This is a genomic window from Aureimonas sp. AU22 (genome assembly GCF_001463745.1).
Lineage (GTDB): Bacteria > Pseudomonadota > Alphaproteobacteria > Rhizobiales > Rhizobiaceae > Aureimonas.
Map to the genome: position 1 here is coordinate 309,690 of NZ_BBWJ01000004.1, position 18,155 is coordinate 327,844.

Annotated in this window: 16 protein-coding genes, 1 tRNA gene and 1 riboswitch; of the genes, 9 read left to right on the forward strand and 8 right to left on the reverse strand. The window is 68.5% G+C overall.

Annotation, left to right across the window (positions count from 1 at the left end):
• Positions 1–53: 53 nt before the first annotated feature.
• Positions 54–530 carry a GNAT family N-acetyltransferase gene (locus AUL34_RS02015; protein ID WP_061930634.1) on the reverse strand — a complete coding sequence of 159 codons (477 nt, stop codon included), beginning with the start codon at positions 528–530 and terminating at the stop codon, positions 54–56.
• Positions 531–869: 339 nt separating this feature from the next.
• Between AUL34_RS02015 and paoA the strand changes: the two genes are divergently transcribed.
• The 5 genes from paoA (at position 870) to AUL34_RS02040 (ending at position 7,785) form a co-directional block, all read left to right on the forward strand.
• The gene (gene paoA / locus AUL34_RS02020; RefSeq protein ID WP_082653079.1) at positions 870–1,514 is read left to right on the forward strand and encodes an aldehyde dehydrogenase iron-sulfur subunit PaoA; all 645 of its coding nucleotides are present in this window, start codon (positions 870–872) and stop codon (positions 1,512–1,514) included.
• Entirely contained in the window at positions 1,511–2,461 is a 951-nt protein-coding gene (locus AUL34_RS02025) for a xanthine dehydrogenase family protein subunit M (protein WP_061930344.1), read from the forward strand. Before paoA ends, AUL34_RS02025 begins: the two co-directional genes overlap by 4 nt.
• Positions 2,462–2,465: 4 nt before the next feature.
• A complete protein-coding gene (gene paoC / locus AUL34_RS02030; protein WP_061930347.1) occupies positions 2,466–4,691 on the forward strand; it encodes an aldehyde oxidoreductase molybdenum-binding subunit PaoC in 2,226 nt (741 codons plus the stop codon).
• A 282-nt stretch (positions 4,692–4,973) separates the two neighbouring features.
• Positions 4,974–6,524: a sodium:proton antiporter gene (locus AUL34_RS02035; RefSeq protein ID WP_061930350.1), complete on the forward strand. Its 1,551-nt coding sequence runs from the start codon at positions 4,974–4,976 to the stop codon at positions 6,522–6,524.
• A 13-nt stretch (positions 6,525–6,537) separates the two neighbouring features.
• Positions 6,538–7,785 (forward strand): FAD-dependent oxidoreductase, encoded by a 1,248-nt coding sequence (locus tag AUL34_RS02040; protein WP_061930353.1) that lies wholly within the window; start codon positions 6,538–6,540, stop codon positions 7,783–7,785.
• A gap of 96 nt (positions 7,786–7,881) precedes the next feature.
• Here the strand turns inward: AUL34_RS02040 and AUL34_RS02045 are convergent, their stop codons facing one another.
• The 3 genes from AUL34_RS02045 to AUL34_RS02055 form a co-directional block, all read right to left on the reverse strand.
• Complete coding sequence (locus AUL34_RS02045) at positions 7,882–8,676, reverse strand: SDR family NAD(P)-dependent oxidoreductase (RefSeq protein WP_061930355.1); 795 nt, start codon at positions 8,674–8,676, stop codon at positions 7,882–7,884.
• 302 nt (positions 8,677–8,978) lie between these two features.
• Positions 8,979–9,055, reverse strand: a tRNA-Arg gene (locus AUL34_RS02050).
• 51 nt (positions 9,056–9,106) lie between these two features.
• Positions 9,107–9,742 carry a thiamine diphosphokinase gene (locus AUL34_RS02055; RefSeq protein ID WP_061930358.1) on the reverse strand — a complete coding sequence of 212 codons (636 nt, stop codon included), beginning with the start codon at positions 9,740–9,742 and terminating at the stop codon, positions 9,107–9,109.
• Between the two features lie 98 nt (positions 9,743–9,840).
• Positions 9,841–9,941: riboswitch (TPP riboswitch) on the forward strand.
• Between the two features lie 50 nt (positions 9,942–9,991).
• On the opposite strand from AUL34_RS02055, the gene thiB reads away from it, so the two are divergent.
• The 4 genes from thiB (at position 9,992) to AUL34_RS02075 (ending at position 15,049) form a co-directional block, all read left to right on the forward strand.
• A complete protein-coding gene (gene thiB / locus AUL34_RS02060; RefSeq protein WP_061930361.1) occupies positions 9,992–11,011 on the forward strand; it encodes a thiamine ABC transporter substrate binding subunit in 1,020 nt (339 codons plus the stop codon).
• Between the two features lie 56 nt (positions 11,012–11,067).
• Entirely contained in the window at positions 11,068–12,630 is a 1,563-nt protein-coding gene (gene thiP, locus AUL34_RS02065; RefSeq protein WP_061930365.1) for a thiamine/thiamine pyrophosphate ABC transporter permease, read from the forward strand.
• The gene (thiQ, locus tag AUL34_RS02070; RefSeq protein WP_061930367.1) at positions 12,627–13,352 is read left to right on the forward strand and encodes a thiamine ABC transporter ATP-binding protein; all 726 of its coding nucleotides are present in this window, start codon (positions 12,627–12,629) and stop codon (positions 13,350–13,352) included. Before thiP ends, thiQ begins: the two co-directional genes overlap by 4 nt.
• Before the next feature lie 194 nt (positions 13,353–13,546).
• Positions 13,547–15,049 carry a M48 family metalloprotease gene (locus AUL34_RS02075; RefSeq protein ID WP_061930640.1) on the forward strand — a complete coding sequence of 501 codons (1,503 nt, stop codon included), beginning with the start codon at positions 13,547–13,549 and terminating at the stop codon, positions 15,047–15,049.
• Positions 15,050–15,122: 73 nt separating this feature from the next.
• Here the strand turns inward: AUL34_RS02075 and AUL34_RS02080 are convergent, their stop codons facing one another.
• From AUL34_RS02080 to AUL34_RS02095, 4 genes are all read right to left on the reverse strand, one after another.
• Positions 15,123–15,989, reverse strand: coding sequence for an RNA polymerase factor sigma-32 (locus AUL34_RS02080; protein WP_061930370.1), 867 nt, complete (start codon positions 15,987–15,989; stop codon positions 15,123–15,125).
• 299 nt (positions 15,990–16,288) lie between these two features.
• On the reverse strand, positions 16,289–16,894 hold the full coding sequence (locus tag AUL34_RS02085; RefSeq protein ID WP_061930373.1) for a CarD family transcriptional regulator: 606 nt from the start codon (positions 16,892–16,894) through the stop codon (positions 16,289–16,291).
• A 412-nt stretch (positions 16,895–17,306) separates the two neighbouring features.
• The gene (fdxA, locus tag AUL34_RS02090) at positions 17,307–17,645 is read right to left on the reverse strand and encodes a ferredoxin FdxA (RefSeq protein WP_061930376.1); all 339 of its coding nucleotides are present in this window, start codon (positions 17,643–17,645) and stop codon (positions 17,307–17,309) included.
• 191 nt (positions 17,646–17,836) lie between these two features.
• Positions 17,837–18,145: an RNA-binding S4 domain-containing protein gene (locus tag AUL34_RS02095; protein ID WP_061930379.1), complete on the reverse strand. Its 309-nt coding sequence runs from the start codon at positions 18,143–18,145 to the stop codon at positions 17,837–17,839.
• Between the last annotated feature and the right edge of the window lie 10 nt (positions 18,146–18,155).

Below are 18,155 nucleotides of genomic sequence, written 5' to 3' on the forward strand. Positions count from 1 at the left end.
CCGGCCAATCGCACCAAGGCGAAGGCCGTCACAGGCGTCGGACGAGCCGCCTGTCAGAGCGCCCGGTACATGACGAGGGCGTCGACGTCGCCGAGCGAGGGATGCCGGAATGCGCCGGGCAACCGCCCGACCGTCTCGAAACCCATCGAATTCCACAGACCGATTGCCCGGGCGTTGGTGCTCACGACGAAATTGAACTGCATCGCGCGGTAGCCGAGCGCCCGGGCGCGGTCGAGCGAGTCGGCACACATCCTGCGGGCGACGCCGCGCCCTGCGGCGGCGGTGACGTAGCCGCAGTTGCAGACGTGACGGCCCCCGCCAGCCTGGTTCGTCCGGATATAGTAGGTGCCGAGAACGGCACCGTCCTCTTCGGCTACGAACGTGCGCTTGTCGGGCCCCATCCAGTAGGCGATCAGTTCGTCGTCGCCGATCGTGGAATCGATCGCGTATGTCTCCCCCGCGGCGACCACGGGTCGGATGGCGGCGAGGATGCCGGAAACGTCGTCGGGTCGAGCAGGCCGAATGTGCATGCCGGACCGATAGTGGGTTCGCGCCGGGATCGGAAGCCCCTTCTCCGGCGTCCCCATTCGGTCCTGACGTCCGACCGACGGCGGGAGCGCTCCGGCGATCCAGCGAACGGACGACGAGGCAGCGGGCGATCCGCGGCGCATGCTCACGCATTGATGAGCGTTCTTGATGACGGCATGTGGCCGCACGGGGGTAATCGGCCCGCCTGTTTGGACTAATTACAAACTGGATCGGTGGAAACGGGGTGCCGGGCCGCGAGGCGGCCGTCCGCAAACAACGCATCGGCCGAGCCGCCCACGTCACCGTCGCCGCCCTCGAACGACCTACGGAATGGGATCGCCATGTCGAGATTTCCCGAACTCACGATGAACCGACGCGAGCTGATGGCCAGCGCATCGGCCTGCGCCGCGACCACCGCGCTGCCGTCCGCCGCGATGGCGCAGGCGCCTTCGGCAGGCGCCGCCGACACGCCCGTCGTCTCCACCGTCTCCCTGACGGTGAACGGCGAGCGTCGCGAGCTTGATCTCGACCTGCGCACCACGCTGCTCGACGCCCTTCGCGAGCATCTGGATCTGACGGGGACGAAGAAGGGTTGCGACCATGGCCAGTGCGGCGCCTGCACGGTGATGGTGAACGGGCGGCGCATCAACGCCTGCCTGACGCTCGCCGTCCTGCACGGGGGCGACGAGGTCACGACGATCGAAGGGCTCGGCACGCCGGACAGCCTCCATCCGATGCAGGACGCCTTCGTGAAGCACGACGGCTACCAGTGCGGCTACTGCACGCCGGGCCAGATCGTCTCGGCGGTCGCCGTGCTCGACGAGGTGAAGGCGGGCATCCCGAGCCACGTGACGGCCGACCTCGCCGCCGCGCCCGAGGCGTCCAACGCCGAGCTGCGCGAGCGCATGAGCGGCAACATCTGCCGCTGCGGCGCCTATTCCAACATCGCCGACGCCATGGCCGAGGTCGCCGGGAGGCCCGCATGAGATCCTTCACCTTCGAGCGGGCGGAAAGCCCGCAGGCCGCGGCGCAGGCGGCGGCCGCCAAGCCGGGCGCCAAGTTCATCGCCGGCGGCACCAACCTTCTCGACCTGATGAAGCTCGAGATCGAGACGCCGCGCCACCTCATCGACGTCAACGGCCTCGGCCTCGACACGATCGAGGCGATCGAGGACGGCGGCTTGCGGATCGGCGCGCTTGTGCGCAACACGGACATGGCGGCCGACGAGCGGGTCCGCCGCGACTACGGCGTCCTGACGCGGGCCGTGATGGCCGGTGCGTCGGGCCAGTTGCGCAACAAGGCGACCACGGCGGGCAATCTTCTGCAGCGTACGCGCTGCCCCTACTTCTACGACACCAACATGGCCTGCAACAAACGCGCCCCCGGCTCCGGCTGCTCGGCGCTGGAGGGCTATTCCCGCCAGCTCGGCGTCGTCGGCGTCAGCGACGCCTGCATCGCCACCAACCCCTCGGACATGAACGTCGCGCTGCGCGTTCTCGACGCGAGCGTCGAGACGGTGAAGCCGGACGGCGAGACGCGCGCGATCCCGATCGCGGACTTTCACTGCCTGCCCGGCGACACGCCGCACGTCGAGACCGCGCTGGAGCCGGGCGAGCTGATCACCGCCGTGACGCTCCCCCCGCCGATCGGCGGCCGGCACGTCTATCGCAAGGTCCGCGACCGCGCCTCCTACGCCTTCGCCCTCGTCTCGGTGGCTGCCGTCGTGCAACCGGACGGGACCGGACGGGTGGCGGTGGGCGGCGTCGCCCACAAGCCGTGGCGCGTCGAGGCGGCCGATGCCGCGCTTGGCGACGGCGCGCGCCCCGCCGCCCAGCACCTCTTCGCCGACGCGCGACCGACCGAACACAACGCCTTCAAGGTCGCGCTGGCCGAGCGCACGCTCGCCGCGGTCCTTTCCGAAGCGAGGAGATGATCCGATGAAGTTCGACAGCCCCGCAGGCACCAATCCCATCGACCGGATGACGGTCGTCGGCCAACCGCACGAGCGCATCGACGGCCGCTTCAAGGTGACGGGCACGGCACACTACGCCTACGAGCACAACGACCTCGGTCCCGAGTTGGCCTACGGCTGCGTCGTCGGCTCGGCCATCGCCAAGGGCCGCATCGGGTCCATCGACACGCGTGCGGCGCGCCGCTCGCCGGGGGTCCTCGCGATCGTGACGCACGAGAACGCCGGCCCCCTCGGCAAGGGCAAGTTCAACGTCGCCCGGCTCCTTGCCGGTCCCGCCGTCGATCACTACCACCAAGCGGTCGCGGTCGTCGTGGCCGAGACCTTCGAGCAGGCGCGAGCCGCCGCCAACCTCGTGCGGGTCGACTACGTCCGCGAGGACGGGCGCTTCGACCTCGGCGCGCTCGCGCCGGACGCGCCGCCCGTCGGCGGCAACAGCGACGAGGGCAGCGCCACGCCGGCCGAGGACCGGATCGGCGACTTCGAGCGCGCCTTCGCGCAGGCCGCGGTGAAGCTCGACGAGACCTACACGACGCCGGACCAGAGCCATTCGGCCATGGAGCCCCACGCTTCCACGGCGCGCTGGGACGGGGACGAGCTGACCGTCTGGATGTCGAACCAGATGGTGGACTGGAGCCGGACCGACCTTGCGGCGACGCTGAACGTCCCGAAGGAGAAGGTGCGTCTGGTCGCGCCCTTCGTCGGCGGCGGGTTCGGCGGCAAGCTGTTCCTGCGCTCCGACGCCTTGCTGGCGGCGCTGGGCGCGAGGGAAGCGAGGCGTCCGGTGAAGGTCGCCCTCGCCCGTCCCCTGATCGCCAACAACACGACGCACCGCCCCGCCACGATCCAGCGCATCCGCATCGGCACCGGGCAGGACGGCAGGATCACCGCCATCGCGCACGAGAGCACGTCCGGCAACCTCCAGGGCGGCGATCCGGAGACGGCGGTGGCCCAGACGAAGCTCCTCTACGCCGGCGAGCATCGCCTGGCCGCCATGCGGCTGGCCGAGATGGACCTGCCGGAGGGCAACGCCATGCGCGCGCCCGGCGAGGCGCCGGGCCTGATGGCGCTCGAGATCGCCATGGACGAGATGGCCGAGAAGCTCGGGATGGACCCGGTTGAGTTCCGCGTCGTCAACGACACGCAGGTCGACCCGATGAAGCCGGAGCGCCGCTTCTCGCAGCGCCAGCTCGTCGAGTGCCTGCGCCGGGGAGCCGAACGCTTCGGATGGAACGCGCGCGTCGCGACGCCCGGCCAGGTGCGCGACGGCCAATGGCTGGTGGGCATGGGTGTCGCCGCGGCCTTCCGCAACAACCTCACCCTCCCCTCGGGCGCCCGCGTGCGGCTCGGGTCCGACGGCGTCGTCACCGTCGAGACCGACATGACCGACATCGGCACGGGCTCCTACACGATCATCGCGCAGACGGCGGCGGAGATGATGGGGCTGCCGCTGAGCCGGGTGCAGGTGACGCTCGGCGACTCCGACTTTCCCGTCTCGGCCGGGTCCGGCGGCCAGTTCGGCGCCAACTCCTCGACGGCGGGCGTCTATGCGGCCTGCGTCAAGCTGCGCGAGGCGGTGGCCGCCAAGCTCGGCTTCAACTCGGCGGACGACGTCGAGTTCACGGAGGGGGCTGTGCGCTCCGGCAACCGCTCCGTGCCGCTGGCCGAGGCGGCCGCCGACGGGGAGATCGTCGCCGAGGACAGGATCGAGTTCGACCAGGCCTTCTCCGAGGCCGAGCAGCAGTCGACCTTCGGCGCCCATTTCGTCGAGGTCGGCGTCGACATGGCGACGGCCGAGGTGCGAGTTCGCCGGATGCTGTCGGTCTGCGCGGCCGGGCGCATCCTCAACCCGGTGACGGCCCGCAGCCAGGTGATCGGGGCGATGACCATGGGCGTCGGCGGCGCGCTGATGGAGGAGCTCGCGGTCGACACGCGCCACGGCTTCTTCGTCAACCACGACCTTGCGGGCTACGAGGTGCCCGTCCATGCCGACATCCCCCACCAGGAGGTCGTCTTCCTCGACGAGACCGATCCCCGCTCCTCGCCGATGAAGGCCAAGGGCGTCGGCGAACTCGGCCTGTGCGGCGTCGGCGCGGCGGTCGCCAACGCCATCCACAACGCAACCGGCGTCCGGGTGCGACAGTACCCCATCACGTTGGACAAGTTGCTCGACGGCATGCCCGAAATGGCATGACGCCGCCCGCCACCGGATCGGAAGCGACCCGATCGAGGCCATCCCCGGCGGCCTCGATCACCGGCACCGGGTCTACGCGCGTGCCCACCGAGCGTTCCCGCAAGGGGCATACGAGCCCGGTCAGGTAGACGTGGGGTGCGGGTTTCCCCGCGACGCGGCAGAGGCGCCGGCACGGCGCCATCGCAACGACACGGTCGCCGCGCCCAGACCGGGAGGGCATGGCGTGGCGAATGCGCAGCCCTAACTCACGCATCTGTCGAAGTCGTGACCGAGAACTCGCGCATGATCGTGTTCGAAACCGTCCTCGGGATGCTGGCCGTGGGTGTGCTCGTCCTCGGGCTCGCGCGCCGGGGACATCTTCCCTATCCCGTGCTCCTCGCCCTGGCAGGCGTCGCGATCGCCTTCGCGCCGTTCCATGTCGAGTTCCACCTGGAACCTTCGCTGGTTCTCGCCCTCTTCGTCGCGCCGGTTCTCCTGGATGCCGCATACGACACCTCGCTTCGCGATCTTCGGCGCAACTGGGGTGCGGTCCTCAGTCTTGCGCTGGTCGCGGTCGGATTGACCACCGCGGCGGTCGCGCTCGTCGTCCACGCGCTCGTGCCGACCATACCCTGGGCCGCCGCCATCGCCATCGGTGCCATCGTCGCCCCACCCGACGCGGTCGCGACGACGACGGTGTTGCAGGACGTGCGACTGCCGCATCGCGTGTCGGTGATCCTGCGCAACGAGGCGTTGCTCAACGACGCGTCGACCCTTCTGATCTACCGTCTCGCCTTGACGGCGGTCGCATCCGGAGGCGGCGTCGGCGCCGAGGTGATCGCTCCGGCCTTTCTGCTTTCGGCGGTCGGCAGCGTCGTCGCCGGCCTAGGCTTCGCCTGGGTCGTCGGCAGCCTGACGCGCCGTATCGCCGACGCCCCGTCGTCGATCATCTTCCAGTTCGTCTCGACGTTCGGGGTCTGGACGGTGTCGGAACGGCTCGGCATGTCTCCGATCCTGACGATCGTCGCCTATGGGATGACGCTCGCGAGGCTTCCCGCCGCCTACCAGTCCGCGCGTCTGCGCATTCCCTCCTTCGCCGTCTGGGAAACGGCCGTGGTGGTTCTCAACGTCCTCGCATTCCTGATCATAGGCCTGGAACTGGGCGCCGTGATCGCATCGGCGCCGCCGGGAGAGCTCGGACGCTGGACGATCGTCGGCGCAGCGGTGCTCGCCACCGTGATCGCGGTGCGGCTGGCCTGGACGCTCGCGGCCGCCCTCTGGAGCCGGCGGCAGCTCAAGCGGAACGGCCGCGCCGATCTCGACGGAGCCGCCGCGCCGGACTGGCGCTCCGGCCTCGTGATCGGTTGGGCAGGCACACGCGGCATCGTCACGGTCGCGACGGCGCTGGCCCTGCCCGGCGACTTTCCGGAGCGAGGGATGCTCCTGTTCTGCGCCTTCGCCGTCACGCTCGGCACGCTGGTCATCCAGGGCCCTACCCTGCGACCGCTGGTGCGCATGCTTCGGCTGCGCGACGATGGTCCCGTGGAACGGGAGGTCAGAACGGCACGTGTCGCGATGGCCGATGCCGGGCTCGCTGCCGTGCAGGGCGATGCGGGACCTGGAGCGGCGGCCCTCCGCCAGGAATTGGAGTTCGAGCGACGCGTGGCGTCGGAAGCCAGCGACGGCGACGGGCGGCCCACGCCCCCGGAGAAGACGTTCCGCGCTTCGGTGCTGGCCAAGCGCCGGCTCCGTCTGCTCGAGTTGCGGCGGGACGGCACGATCGGCGACGACGCCTTCCATGTCCTGGAAGAGGAACTCGACCTCGCCGACCTCGCTACCGCGACACGAACCTGAGACACCGATCCGCATGACCCGAGATGTCGACTTCCTGATCGTTGGAGCCGGAGCCGCCGGTGTCGGCGCGGCCCGGCGCCTCTGCGCGCTGGGCGCATCCCCGCTGCTCCTCGAGGCGAGCGAGCGCATCGGCGGCCGGGCCGAGACCCGGCACGTGAACGGACATGTGCTGGATCTTGGCTGCGGCTGGCTCCATTCGGCAGCCCGCAACGCCTGGACGACGATCGCCGAAACGGCGGGCTTCGCCATCGATCGCCGCATGTCCGCCTGGGGACGACAGTTTCGAAACCTCGGATTTCCGCAAGCCGACCACGCGGCGGCCGCCGACGCCATGGAGCGCTGGTACGAACGGCTCGCCGACGTCCCCCCGCCCAGTGACCGCGCCAGCGACGCGATGGAGCCGAACGGGGCCTGGAACGCGTTCATCGAGGCGCTGGCCGGGTACATCAGCGGTGTCCGTCCCGACCGGATCTCGGTCGAGGACTATGTCGCCTATGACGAAGCCTCCACGGACGACAATTGGCGGCTCCCGGCGGGCTACGGGACGCTGGTCGCCGAAAGCCTGCCGGCTCGCGCGACGTTGCGGACGAACACCGCGGTTCGCCGTCTCGAAACCGAAAGGGACGGCGTGGTGGTCGTCACCAATGCGGGCACGGTCCGGGCGCGCGCCGTGATCCTCACCGTCTCGACCGACGTGCTCGCCGGCGACGCCATCGCCATGCCGGCCGCCCTCGATCCTTGGCGGGCCGCCGCCGCCCTCCTGCCGCTCGGTCGCAACGAGAAGGTGTTCCTGGAAATCGTCGGCGGCGCGCCGTTCGAGGACGAAACGCACGTGACCGGCGATCCGCGCAACCCTTCGACGGGAAGCTACTACATCCGCCCGCTCGGCGCGCCCGTGATCGAATGCTTCCTCGGAGCGGATGGTGCCAGGGTTCTGGACGAAGGCGCGGATGCCGGTTTCGCCTTTGCGCGTGACGAACTCGTGCGGCTCTTCGGGTCGGAGGTCGGGCGCCATCTACGCCCGCTGGCGGCCACGCACTGGAGCGGATTGCCGACGATCGGCGGCGGCTACAGTTGCGCCTTGCCGGGACATGCCTCCGCGCGCGCAACTCTCGCCCAGCCGTTCGAAGGGCGCGTGTTCTTCGCCGGGGAAGCGACGAGCCATTCCGACTTCTCCACCGCGCACGGGGCTCATGACACCGGGGTCCGTGCGGCGGACGAGGCCTTCGCGTCGCTCACGCACGATCGCAGCAGTCGATAGTCCTCGGGGATAGGGCGACCCGGCGCCCGGCGTCCGCTGGAGACCGGCCGCTCTTTTCGTGGCCTGCCTCTTCGACCCGAATTGCCTCGTGTCTCCTCAGGCGATGGTATCCACCACACCGCCGTCGACGCGAAGGGCGGCACCCGTGGTGGCCGACGCCTGCGGCGAGGCGACGTAGACGCAGAGGTTGGCGACCTCCTCCACGGTGGCGGCCCGCTGGATGATCGACGTCGAACGATGGGCTTTCACGAAGTCGGCGGCGACGTCTTCCAGTGGGCGACCGGACCGCTTCACGTCGTCCGACAGCATCTCCGCGACCCCTTCTGAAAGGGTCGGGCCGGGAAGGATGGCGTTCACGGTGACCCCCGTGCCGGCCATGCGCTTGGCGAGACCGCGCGAGAGCGCGATGTCGGCCGTCTTGGTGACGCCGTAGTGGATCATCTCCACCGGGATGTTGAGACCTGATTCGGACGACAGGAAGAGGACGCGTCCCCAGCCCTTCTCCCGCATCGCCGGCAGGTAGGCGCGCGAGAGCCGCACGCCGGACAGGACGTTCACGGCGTAGAACCGCTCCCACTCCGCGTCCGGCGTCTCGAAGAAGTCCTGAGGGCCGAAGATCCCGGCATTGTTGACGAGGATATCGACGGCCGGCACCGCGGCCACCAGCGCGTCGCACCCGGCGGCGGTCCCGACGTCGCTGGCGACGCCCCGCAGATCGGCCCCGGCGACGTCCGCGCGGAGCCGTTCGACCGCCGCATCGGTGCGCGCGCCATCCCGCCCGTTCAGGACGACGCGGGCGCCGGCGGCAGCAAGCCCCTTGGCAATGGCGAAACCGATGCCGGCGGTGGAGCCGGTGACGAGAGCGGTCTTGCCGGACAGGTCGATCTTCATGAGGTCTCTCCAGAGATGGCGCCGAGGTCTGCGGCACACGGCATCGCCAAGGCGAAGGCCGGTCGCCGCCGTCGAGGGAGCCCGCGGAAGCCGGGTCGGGCGCGCGGCGTCGGGGGGTAGCCGGTCGAAGTCGCAGATGGTGCCGAAGGTTCCCGCGGTGCAGGTCCAGTCGTCGCCCCTTCGTCCATGGCGCACCTCCCTGCCCGTGGCAGTCCACATCGGGAGACGTAGCGAGGGAAACCGGAGGGCGTCCGGGTCACGTCGAGAATTGTGCCGGAGCTGCGCTAAGCGTTTGAAAGAATTGGTGATCCCAGTTGGATTCGAACCAACGACCCCCAGATTAGGAATCTGGTGCTCTATCCTGCTGAGCTATGGGACCCACCCACCGGAAGCATAGACGATCGGAGGCGCAAGGGCCAGTGCCGGACGGTCAGTGCCGGTTCGGGTCCGCCTGGAGAAGCAGAACGGCGCGGCCTTCCGCAAGGTCGATGCGGATGGAGTCTCCCATAGCTTCGTTGCTCTGCGTCAGGATCGAGGAGAACGGAATATCGGCAAGCGTCAGCGGGAAGCGCGCGCCGGCGATCGTCAGTCCGCGGACGTCGGAGAACTTCAGGATCGAGAACTGTGCGCCGGCTTCTGTGGGGATCGTCCGGGGGCCTCGGGACAGCGGAAAGGCCCATTCCCGGCCATCGAACAGCACGACCTCCCGGCCCGCTTCCGCTTCGCGCAGCGCGATCACGAGATGGGAGAAGACGTGATCGGTGCGCCCGCCGAACGCGCCGACGAGGAGAACCGTCGTCGCGCCGCGGGAGAGGGCTTCCTCGATGGCGATCTCGCCATCCGTGCGGTCCTTGTCACGGGGCCATTCGAGGCGCGGCACATCGGTGCCGGCGTCTTCGGGCGAATGCGAATCGAAATCGCCGACCCAGAGTTCGGGCACGAGGCCAAGCGCGGCTGCATGACGGATGCCCGCGTCGGCGGCGATCACGCGCGTGCCGGCCACTTCCGCCAGAAGGCGCGGCGTCGGATGGATCGGACCGGCCAGAAGGATCGTGAAGCGGCTCATCGGGTGAGCGCATAGCGCATCGTCGTCCGCCTGGGGAGAGCGGGTTTCCAATGGGTGCTGCCCCCTTGCTCTCGCGGCGGGATCGGCGCAACGTGGCCACCGCTCACACGGGGTGCCCATACCGGGCTGAGAGGCTATGCGCCAACCCGCAATACCTGATCCGGGTCATACCGGCGGAGGGATGGGGGGAGTTCCGCGACCGGGCGTCGACGGAGCGCGCTTCGAACTCCGGCACGAGGAGTTCGTCCCATGCGCCTTGCCCCGCTCGTCTTGTCCGTCGCCGCCGCTGCCGTCGTCGGCTGGCCGCTCGGCGCGGCCGCTCAGGAGGGCGAGCAGCCGGTCCTCACCGTCTATACCTACGAGAGCTTCACGCCGGACTGGGGTCCGGGACCGCGCATCGAACAGGCGTTCGAGGCGCAATGCGGCTGCGACCTGCGCTTCGTCGGGCTCGACGACGGGGTGGCGATCCTCAACCGGCTGAAACTGGAGGGCGAGCGTACGCAGGCCGACGTCGCGCTCGGCATGACGGCGGAACTCATCCCGGAACTGAAGGCGACAGGGCTGTTCGCGCCCTCGAACGTCGATCTGTCGCCGCTGGAGATCCCCGGCGGGTTCGCGGACGAGACCTTCGTGCCCTTCGACTATTCCTATCTCGCCTTCGTCTACGATTCCGAGAGCATCCCGAACCCGCCGAAAAGCCTTGCCGAACTCGTGGCAGGCGATCCCGACCAGAAGATCGCGATCCAGGACGCGCGCACGTCGACCCCGGGGCTGGGGCTCCTTCTCTGGATGAAGTCCGTGTTCGGCGACCAGGCGGAGGCCAAGTGGGTCGAGCTTTCGCGCCGCATCCTGACCGTGACGCCGGGGTGGAGCGAATCCTACGGCCTCTTCACCAAGGGCGAAGTGCCGATCGTCCTGTCCTACACGACCTCGCCGGCCTATCACGCGATCGAAGAGGGAACCGACCGCTACAAGGCGGCGAGCTTCTCCGAGGGACACTACCTCCAGGTCGAACTCGCCGGCGCCCTGCGGACCTCGCGCCATCCCGAACTCGCTCGGCAGTTCCTCGCCTTCATCCTGACGCCGGAGTTCCAGCGCATCATCCCGACCGGCAACTGGTCGTTGCCCGCCGCCCCGACCGGCGAAGCCTTGCCGGACGCGTTCCGTGCGCTGGTTCAGCCATCCCGGCCGCTGGAGATCCCGGCGGCCGACGTCGCCGCGCACCGCGCGGAGTGGACGGCGGAATGGCTGCGGGGTCTCGGCCGCTGAACGCAATGGCGTTCGCACCGGGCATGAGCCGCGCGGACAGGACGATGCGCCGGCGGATGGGGATCGCTGCGGCCGCGCTCGTGGTCGGCTTCTGCTTCCTGCCGTTCGCGCTCCTGCCGCTCCTGGCGGGGATCGCGCCCGCCTCCCCTCTCGCGCTTCTATCCGATCCCTATATCCGCGGGATCGTCGGGTTCACGCTCCGTCAGGCATTGCTCTCGACGCTCCTGTCCGTCGCCATCGGCGTGCCGCTGGCACTGGCCCTCGACCGCCTGCGCTTTCCGGGCCGTGCCCTGCTCCTGCGCCTGTTCTTCCTACCGCAGGCTCTGCCCGTCCTCGTCGGCGCGCTCGGCCTCGTCACGGTGTTCGGGCGAAACGGCATCGTGGCGGACGCCTTCGTCCTCGTCGGCCTGCCGCGTCCGTCCATCTACGGCCTGCCCGGCATTCTGATCGCCCACGTCTTCTTCAACATGCCGCTGGTTGCCCGGCTCGTTCTCGGGGGCCTGTCGGGCGTACCGGCGGAAAGCTGGAAGCTTGCGGGTCAACTGTCGCTGTCGCGCTGGGCGACGTTCCGCGTCATCGAGCTGCCGGTCGTCGCACGAACGCTCGGGCCCGCTGCCGGCCTCGTCTTCATGCTCTGCGTTACGAGCTTCACGTTGGTCCTCGTCCTCGGCGGGGGACCGCGCGCAACGACGCTGGAGGTCGCGATCTACCAGGCGCTGCGCTACGATTTCGATCCCGCGCGCGCCCTCACGCTGTCGGCGGTGCAGATCGCGCTGGTGGCGCTTCTCCTCTTGCCGTCGCTGAAGTTCGGCGCGGCGGGCGACACGGGGTTCGGGCTGGCGCGCGCCGCACGCCGGTTCGATCGTCCCTCGCCGATCGCCCGCGTCTGCGATGTGGGACTGACGACCGCGGCCGTGGCGTTCCTTCTGGCGCCGCTCCTCGCCATCGTGTGGTCGGGCCTTCAGGCCGATCTCGCGCGCATCCTCCTCGATCCGGCCTTTCAGGACGCCTTGATCCGCAGCCTCACGATCGCGCTCCTGGCAGCCTTACTCGGCCTCCTTCTCTCGGTCTGCCTCGCGATGGCGGCGACGGGCGCGGGGCACGGTGGCGGCCTGTTCCTCGCCCTGTCCGGAAGTCTCGTTCTCGTCGTGCCTCCCATCGTGGTCGGCGCCGGCTGGTTTCTGACGCTGCGCGAGACCGGCGACGTCGCCCGCTTCGCCCCCGCGATCGTGGTTCTCGGCAACGCGATCCTCGTCGTCCCCTACGCGACGCGCATCCTGTCGCCGGAGATCGCGTCCGTCGGGGAACGGCACGGTCGCCTTGCCGAAGCGCTCGGGCTACGAGGGCTTGCCCGCCTGCGCCACGTGGAATGGCCGGCGCTGCGCCGGCCGCTGGCGCTTGCCGGCGCCTTCGGAATGGCGGTGTCGCTCGGCGATCTCGGCGTGGTGGCCTTGTTCGGCAATTCCGACCTCGTCACCCTCCCCTACCTGCTGCTCCAGCGGATGGGATCGTACCGATCGACGGATGCGGAAGGCATCGCTCTTCTCCTGGCGCTGCTGTGTCTCGGGCTGATTCTTCTGGCGGAGCGTGGGCTAGGCGGGAGAAGATCGTCGCGATGAACGCCATCGAACTCGACGCCGTGACCTACCGCTACGACCAGGAGGAGTTGCGCTTCGACCTCACCGCGGCGCCCGGCGAATGGCTGGCCGTGATCGGCCCGTCCGGCGCGGGCAAGTCCACGCTCCTCGACATCCTGGCCGGCTTCCTGCGCCCCGACGGGGGTGCGGTGCGCCTGGAAGGCCGCGACATGACGGCGACCGCGCCGGCGGAGAGGCCCGTGAGCATGGTGTTTCAGGACGACAACCTGTTTCCCCACCTCTCGGCCGAGCGCAACGTGGCGCTCGGGATCAGCCCCACCTGGCGCCTTCCCGCCTCGGCGCGAGCCCGCGCCAGGGAGGCGCTCGAACGCGTGGGCCTCGCGGGCCTTGCCGACCGCATGCCCGGCGAACTGTCGGGCGGCGAGCGGCAAAGGGTGGCGCTGGCTCGCGCCTTCCTGCGCGACCGGCCGATCCTGCTCCTGGACGAGCCTTTCGCGGCGCTCGGCCCGGCACTGCGGATGGAGATGCTGGCGCTGATCGGCGCCCTGCGCGACACACTGGCCAGACCGCCCACGATCGTCATGGTGACCCATCATCCCGGTGACGCGCTGGGGCATGCCGACCGCGTCGCCTTCCTGGAAGGCGGGCGCATACGGCTTACGGGATCGCCACGGCAGGTCCTGTCGGGAAACGATCCGCGGGTGGCCGCCTACCTCGGCGCGAGCGCTTCGGCGGAACCCTAATTTCGTCCCTTTCCTAGACCAAGGCAGCCGCCGGACGTGGCACCGTTTCCTTGGCGCTCTGTGACGCGACGGCCCTTTCATGGGTTGGTCGTAATCGGTTAGACCAAAAGCGATCCCAGGCGGATCGGCATCTTTGGGGAAGATCTGGAATGCGGCACAAGGCGCGGCCAGTGGGGACGGAATGGCGGACGGGCATGAGCGGACGCGCAATGCGCGCCGGCGTCGTGCTACCGCTGATGCTCCTGCTCGCCGGCTGCACCACGCTCGGCGGCAGCCTGGAAGAGGTGGCAAGCGGCGCCGGGACGCAGTCGAGCCTCGTCGCGCCGATGAGCCGCGATCCCGTTTCCTTCGACGCGGTGCAGTCCAAGGATCCGCAGTCCACGATCGGCAAGTCGCAGCATCCGCGTATTCTCGCCGCCTACGGCGGGGCCTATTCGGATCCCAAGCTCGAGCGCATGCTGGCCGGCATCGTCGGCAAGCTCAACGCGGTGTCGAACGATCCGGGCCGCGCCTATTCGATCACGGTGCTCAACTCCCCCAACATCAACGCCTTCGCGCTGCCGGGCGGCTACCTCTACGTGACGCGCGGACTTCTCGCGCTCGCCAACGATTCGGCCGAAGTGGCCGCCGTCCTTTCGCACGAGATGGGCCACGTGAAGGCCAATCACGGCATCGAGCGCCAGCAGCGCGAGGAGGCGGCGGAGCTGGCCGGGCGCGTGGTGACCGAAGTTCTGGCGAGCGACACGACGGAGGCACGCGCGGCCCTGGCGCGCGGACGGCTGAACCTCGCCAGCTTCTCCCGCAACCAGGAGCTCCAGGCCGATGCCATGGGCATCAAGCAGACGGGCGACGCGGGCTACGACCCCTACGCCGCTGCGCGCTTCCTGAAGGCGATGGACAGCTTCTCGTCCTTCCGCAACGCCTTCCAGGCCAGCAACCCGAACCTCGACTTCCTCGCCTCCCACCCGGCCGCCCCGCAGCGGGTGGAACTGGCGCGTCGCCACGCCAGCGCCTTCGGGCCGCCAGGCACCGGCGTCACCGACCGCGATCGGTATCTCGCCGGCATCGACGGGATGCTGTTCGGCGACACGGCCTCGGAAGGCTACGTGCGCGGGCGGACCTTCTTCCACCCGGGCCTCGGCATCACCTTCGGGGTGCCGGAAGGCTTCGTCATCGACAACACGGCCGAGGCCGTGCTTGCCACCGGACCGGGCGATACCGCGATCCGATTCGACGGCGTCGCTTTGCCGGCGACCACCCCGCTCACAGACTACATCCAGAGCGGCTGGGTCGGGGGGCTCGACACGGCGACCATCCGCCCCTTCCGCATCGGCGAGCTCGAGGCGGTTTCGGCGCAGGCGGTCGGCGGCTCCTACGTGTTCAACGTCACGGTGATCCGCGTCGGTGGACAGGCCTACCGGTTCCTCACGGCCTTGCCGGCCGATTCCGCTGCCCGGTTGCCGCAGATCGCGACCAGCATCGCGGGCTCCTTCCGCCTGCTGCGGCCGGAGGAGCGCGAGCAGCTGAAGCCGCTGCGCGTGCGCGTCGTCACCGCCCGCGCCGGCGACACGGAGCGCTCGCTCGCCGAGCGGATCCAGGGCGTCGATCGAAAGGTGGAAATGTTCCGCTTGCTGAACGATCTGGAGGACGGCTCCGGCATCACCCTCGGCGGTCGCTACAAGATCATCGCCGAATAGCTGCCTCGACACGACAGCATGAAAAAGGCCGCCTCATCGGGCGGCCTTTTTCATGCTGTGAAGGGAACGATGGTCAGGCGATGAACGCCGCCTCGTCGGGGTTCGCCTGGAGTAGTGCGACGCGCAGCTTCTCCATCGCGCGCGTCTCGATCTGCCGGACGCGCTCCTTGGAAATGCCGAGCTTCGAGCCGAGGGCCTCCAGCGTCGCGCCGTCGTCCTGCAGCCTGCGCTCGCGGATGATCTTGAGTTCGCGCTCCGAAAGGACGCCGAGCGCCGAACGCAGCCAGACAACGCGGCGCTCGTCGTCGATCGAGGCCGACACCATCTCGTCCGGCAGGGGATCGTTCGAGACGAGAAAGTCCTGCCGGTCGGCCGAACCCGATTCGTCTTCCATCAGGGGCGCGTTGAGAGAGGAATCGGGGCCCGAGAGACGCGAGTCCATCAACGCGACGTCGCCCTCCGACACCTTCAGGGCCGTCGCGATCTCGCGATACATCTCCGTCGAGGAGATCTTCTCGGTGCCCTGGTTCAAGCGCGCGCGCAGACGGCGCAGATTGAAGAACAGCGCCTTCTGGGCCGACGACGTTCCGCCGCGCACGATCGACCAGTTGCGCAGGATGTAGTCCTGGATCGAGGCGCGGATCCACCACGTGGCATAGGTCGAGAAACGGACCTCACGCTCCGGCTCGAAGCGCGCAGCGGCTTCCAGAAGCCCGACATGCCCTTCCTGGATCAGGTCGTTCATCGCCAGTCCGAAATGGCGGAACTTGGATGCCATGGAGATCACGAGCCGCATGTGAGCGGAGGTGATCTTGTGCAGGGCTGCCTGGTCCTGATGCTCCTTCCAACGCACGGCCAGTTCGTATTCCTCCTCCCGCTGCAGATAGGGAGCTGCCATGGCGGCCTGGATGAGGTGACGACGCGTCGATTGGGATTTCATGGGCCCGGACCTTCCATGTCGCGCATCAAACGCGATGAATTGCAGCGCGGCGTTCCCGGCGGGACACCGCGCTTCCAGGTCAGAAACGGCCACCGCGTCGGAACGTTCCCAACGGGGCAAAGTTTTTTTGGCGAAATAGGCAGATCGTATCGCAGGGAAGGGGCGAAACGAAAAAAGTGAGGAATCGGCGGGAGATAGGTCTCGACCGCTTGACGATCTCTAGCACTGCCGCAGGGTAAAGAAAAGCCGGCCGCTGATGACAGCGGCCGGCCAATCCATCGAATTGCAGGAGGCGGTGGTCAGGCGGCCTGCTCGGCTTCGACTTCCACCTCGTCCTCGTCTTCGACATCCGCCTCGTCAGCGGTCTTGGCGCCGCGCTTCGGACCCTTGTTGAGGTTCACCTCGATGAGCTGAACGGCCTCGGTCTCACTGATCTCGTTGACCGCCGCGAGCTCGCGCGCCATGCGCCCGAGTGCCGCCTCGTAGAGCTGCCGCTCGGAATAGGACTGCTCGGGCTGCGACTCCGCGCGGTAGAGGTCGCGCACGACCTCGGCGATCGAGATCAGATCGCCCGAGTTGATCTTCGCATCGTATTCCTGCGCGCGGCGGCTCCACATGGTGCGCTTCACGCGAGCCCGGCCCTGGACGACCTTGAGAGCGCGCTCCACGAAGTCGGTCTCGGACAGCTTGCGCATGCCCACGGCTTCCGCCTTGGCGACGGGCACCTTCAGGCGCATCTTGTCCTTCTCGAAGTCGATCACGAAGAGTTCGAGCTTCATGCCCGCGACCACCTGCTCCTCGATCGCAACGATCTGGCCGACGCCGTGGGCCGGATAAACGATGCTCTCGCCGGTCTTGAAACCCTGACGCTGGGAGGTCTTCTTCTGACTGCTCATACGCTTCATAAACTCCCTGTTGTGCAGAGCGGGGAAGATCGCTATGCACGAAACGACCCGAGGGTCGCGGATTGAGCATCCCGGTTCGGAGGCCGGCCGCAGTCCGGAACTTCGGGAAATCCCTTCGCAAACCCCATCGGCGCTCGGCATGAGCGCTGGAAGACGGGGCGAACGGGAGGAGAGCCTTTCAGAAGGACCATGACGCCGGATCAGGTCTCATGACCTCGATCCGATGTCTGACTGTTGCACAAATAATACCCTATCCCGCTGGAAATTTCAACCGAATTGCGCATATGGCGCATTCCCGCATCCAGGCCCTGCAGTGCAGCGCTTTGCCCTGCGGCAATGCCATGCGCATGCACCGCGCAAGGGGATCGCCCCCATGCGCTGTCGACGGGTCAAATCGGGAAATCGTCGGGAATTAGTCGCCCTGGCCAGGCTCGGCCGAGAAGAACTTCTCGAACTTGCCCTCGACCCCGTCCATCGCCTTCGCATCGGCCGGCGCATCGCGCTTGACGGTGATGTTGGGCCACTTCTCGGCATAGTCTGCGTTGATCTTGAGCCAGTTGTCGAGATTGGGCTCGGTGTCCGGCTTGATCGCCTCGGCGGGGCATTCCGGCTCGCACACACCGCAATCGATGCACTCGTCGGGGTGGATGACGAGCATGTTGTCGCCTTCGTAGAAGCAGTCCACCGGACAGACTTCCACACAGTCCATGTACTTGCAGCGGATGCAATTGTCGGTGACGACATAGGTCATGGCGAGTTCCCGGAACTGATGTCCCGCAACGTCGAAACAGCGTGATCGTTGCGGATCGGAGGTCGCCTGCGGCCCCGTTCGAGGCCTAGAACCGCTCCAGGGCCGGACGTATCGCCTCGCATCCGCGGTTGCAAGAGCGAGAAACGCCGCGGGACGGCGACTTGAGGGAATGTCTTTCCACCCCCTCCCCGTCAGCCCTCTTCGGCGAGGGGCGCCCCGACCAGATCAGCGCGCACCGGCGTGAGATCCTGGAACAGCAGCGCCGCCTCGGGCGCCGGTCCGCGCCGGTCGCCGGAGTCCAGAACCTTCAGGATGCGAACGCGATCATGGATGGAGATCGTCAGCACGTCGCCCGGTCGAACGATCCGGGCGGCATGCGAAATCTTCTCGCGGTTGACCCGGACCGCGCCCGATACGGCGAGTTTCTGAGCGAGGCTGCGCGATTTGACCACACGCGCGAAGAACAGCCATTTGTCGATGCGCTGTTCGCCCGCCGCCATGCGCTCGCCC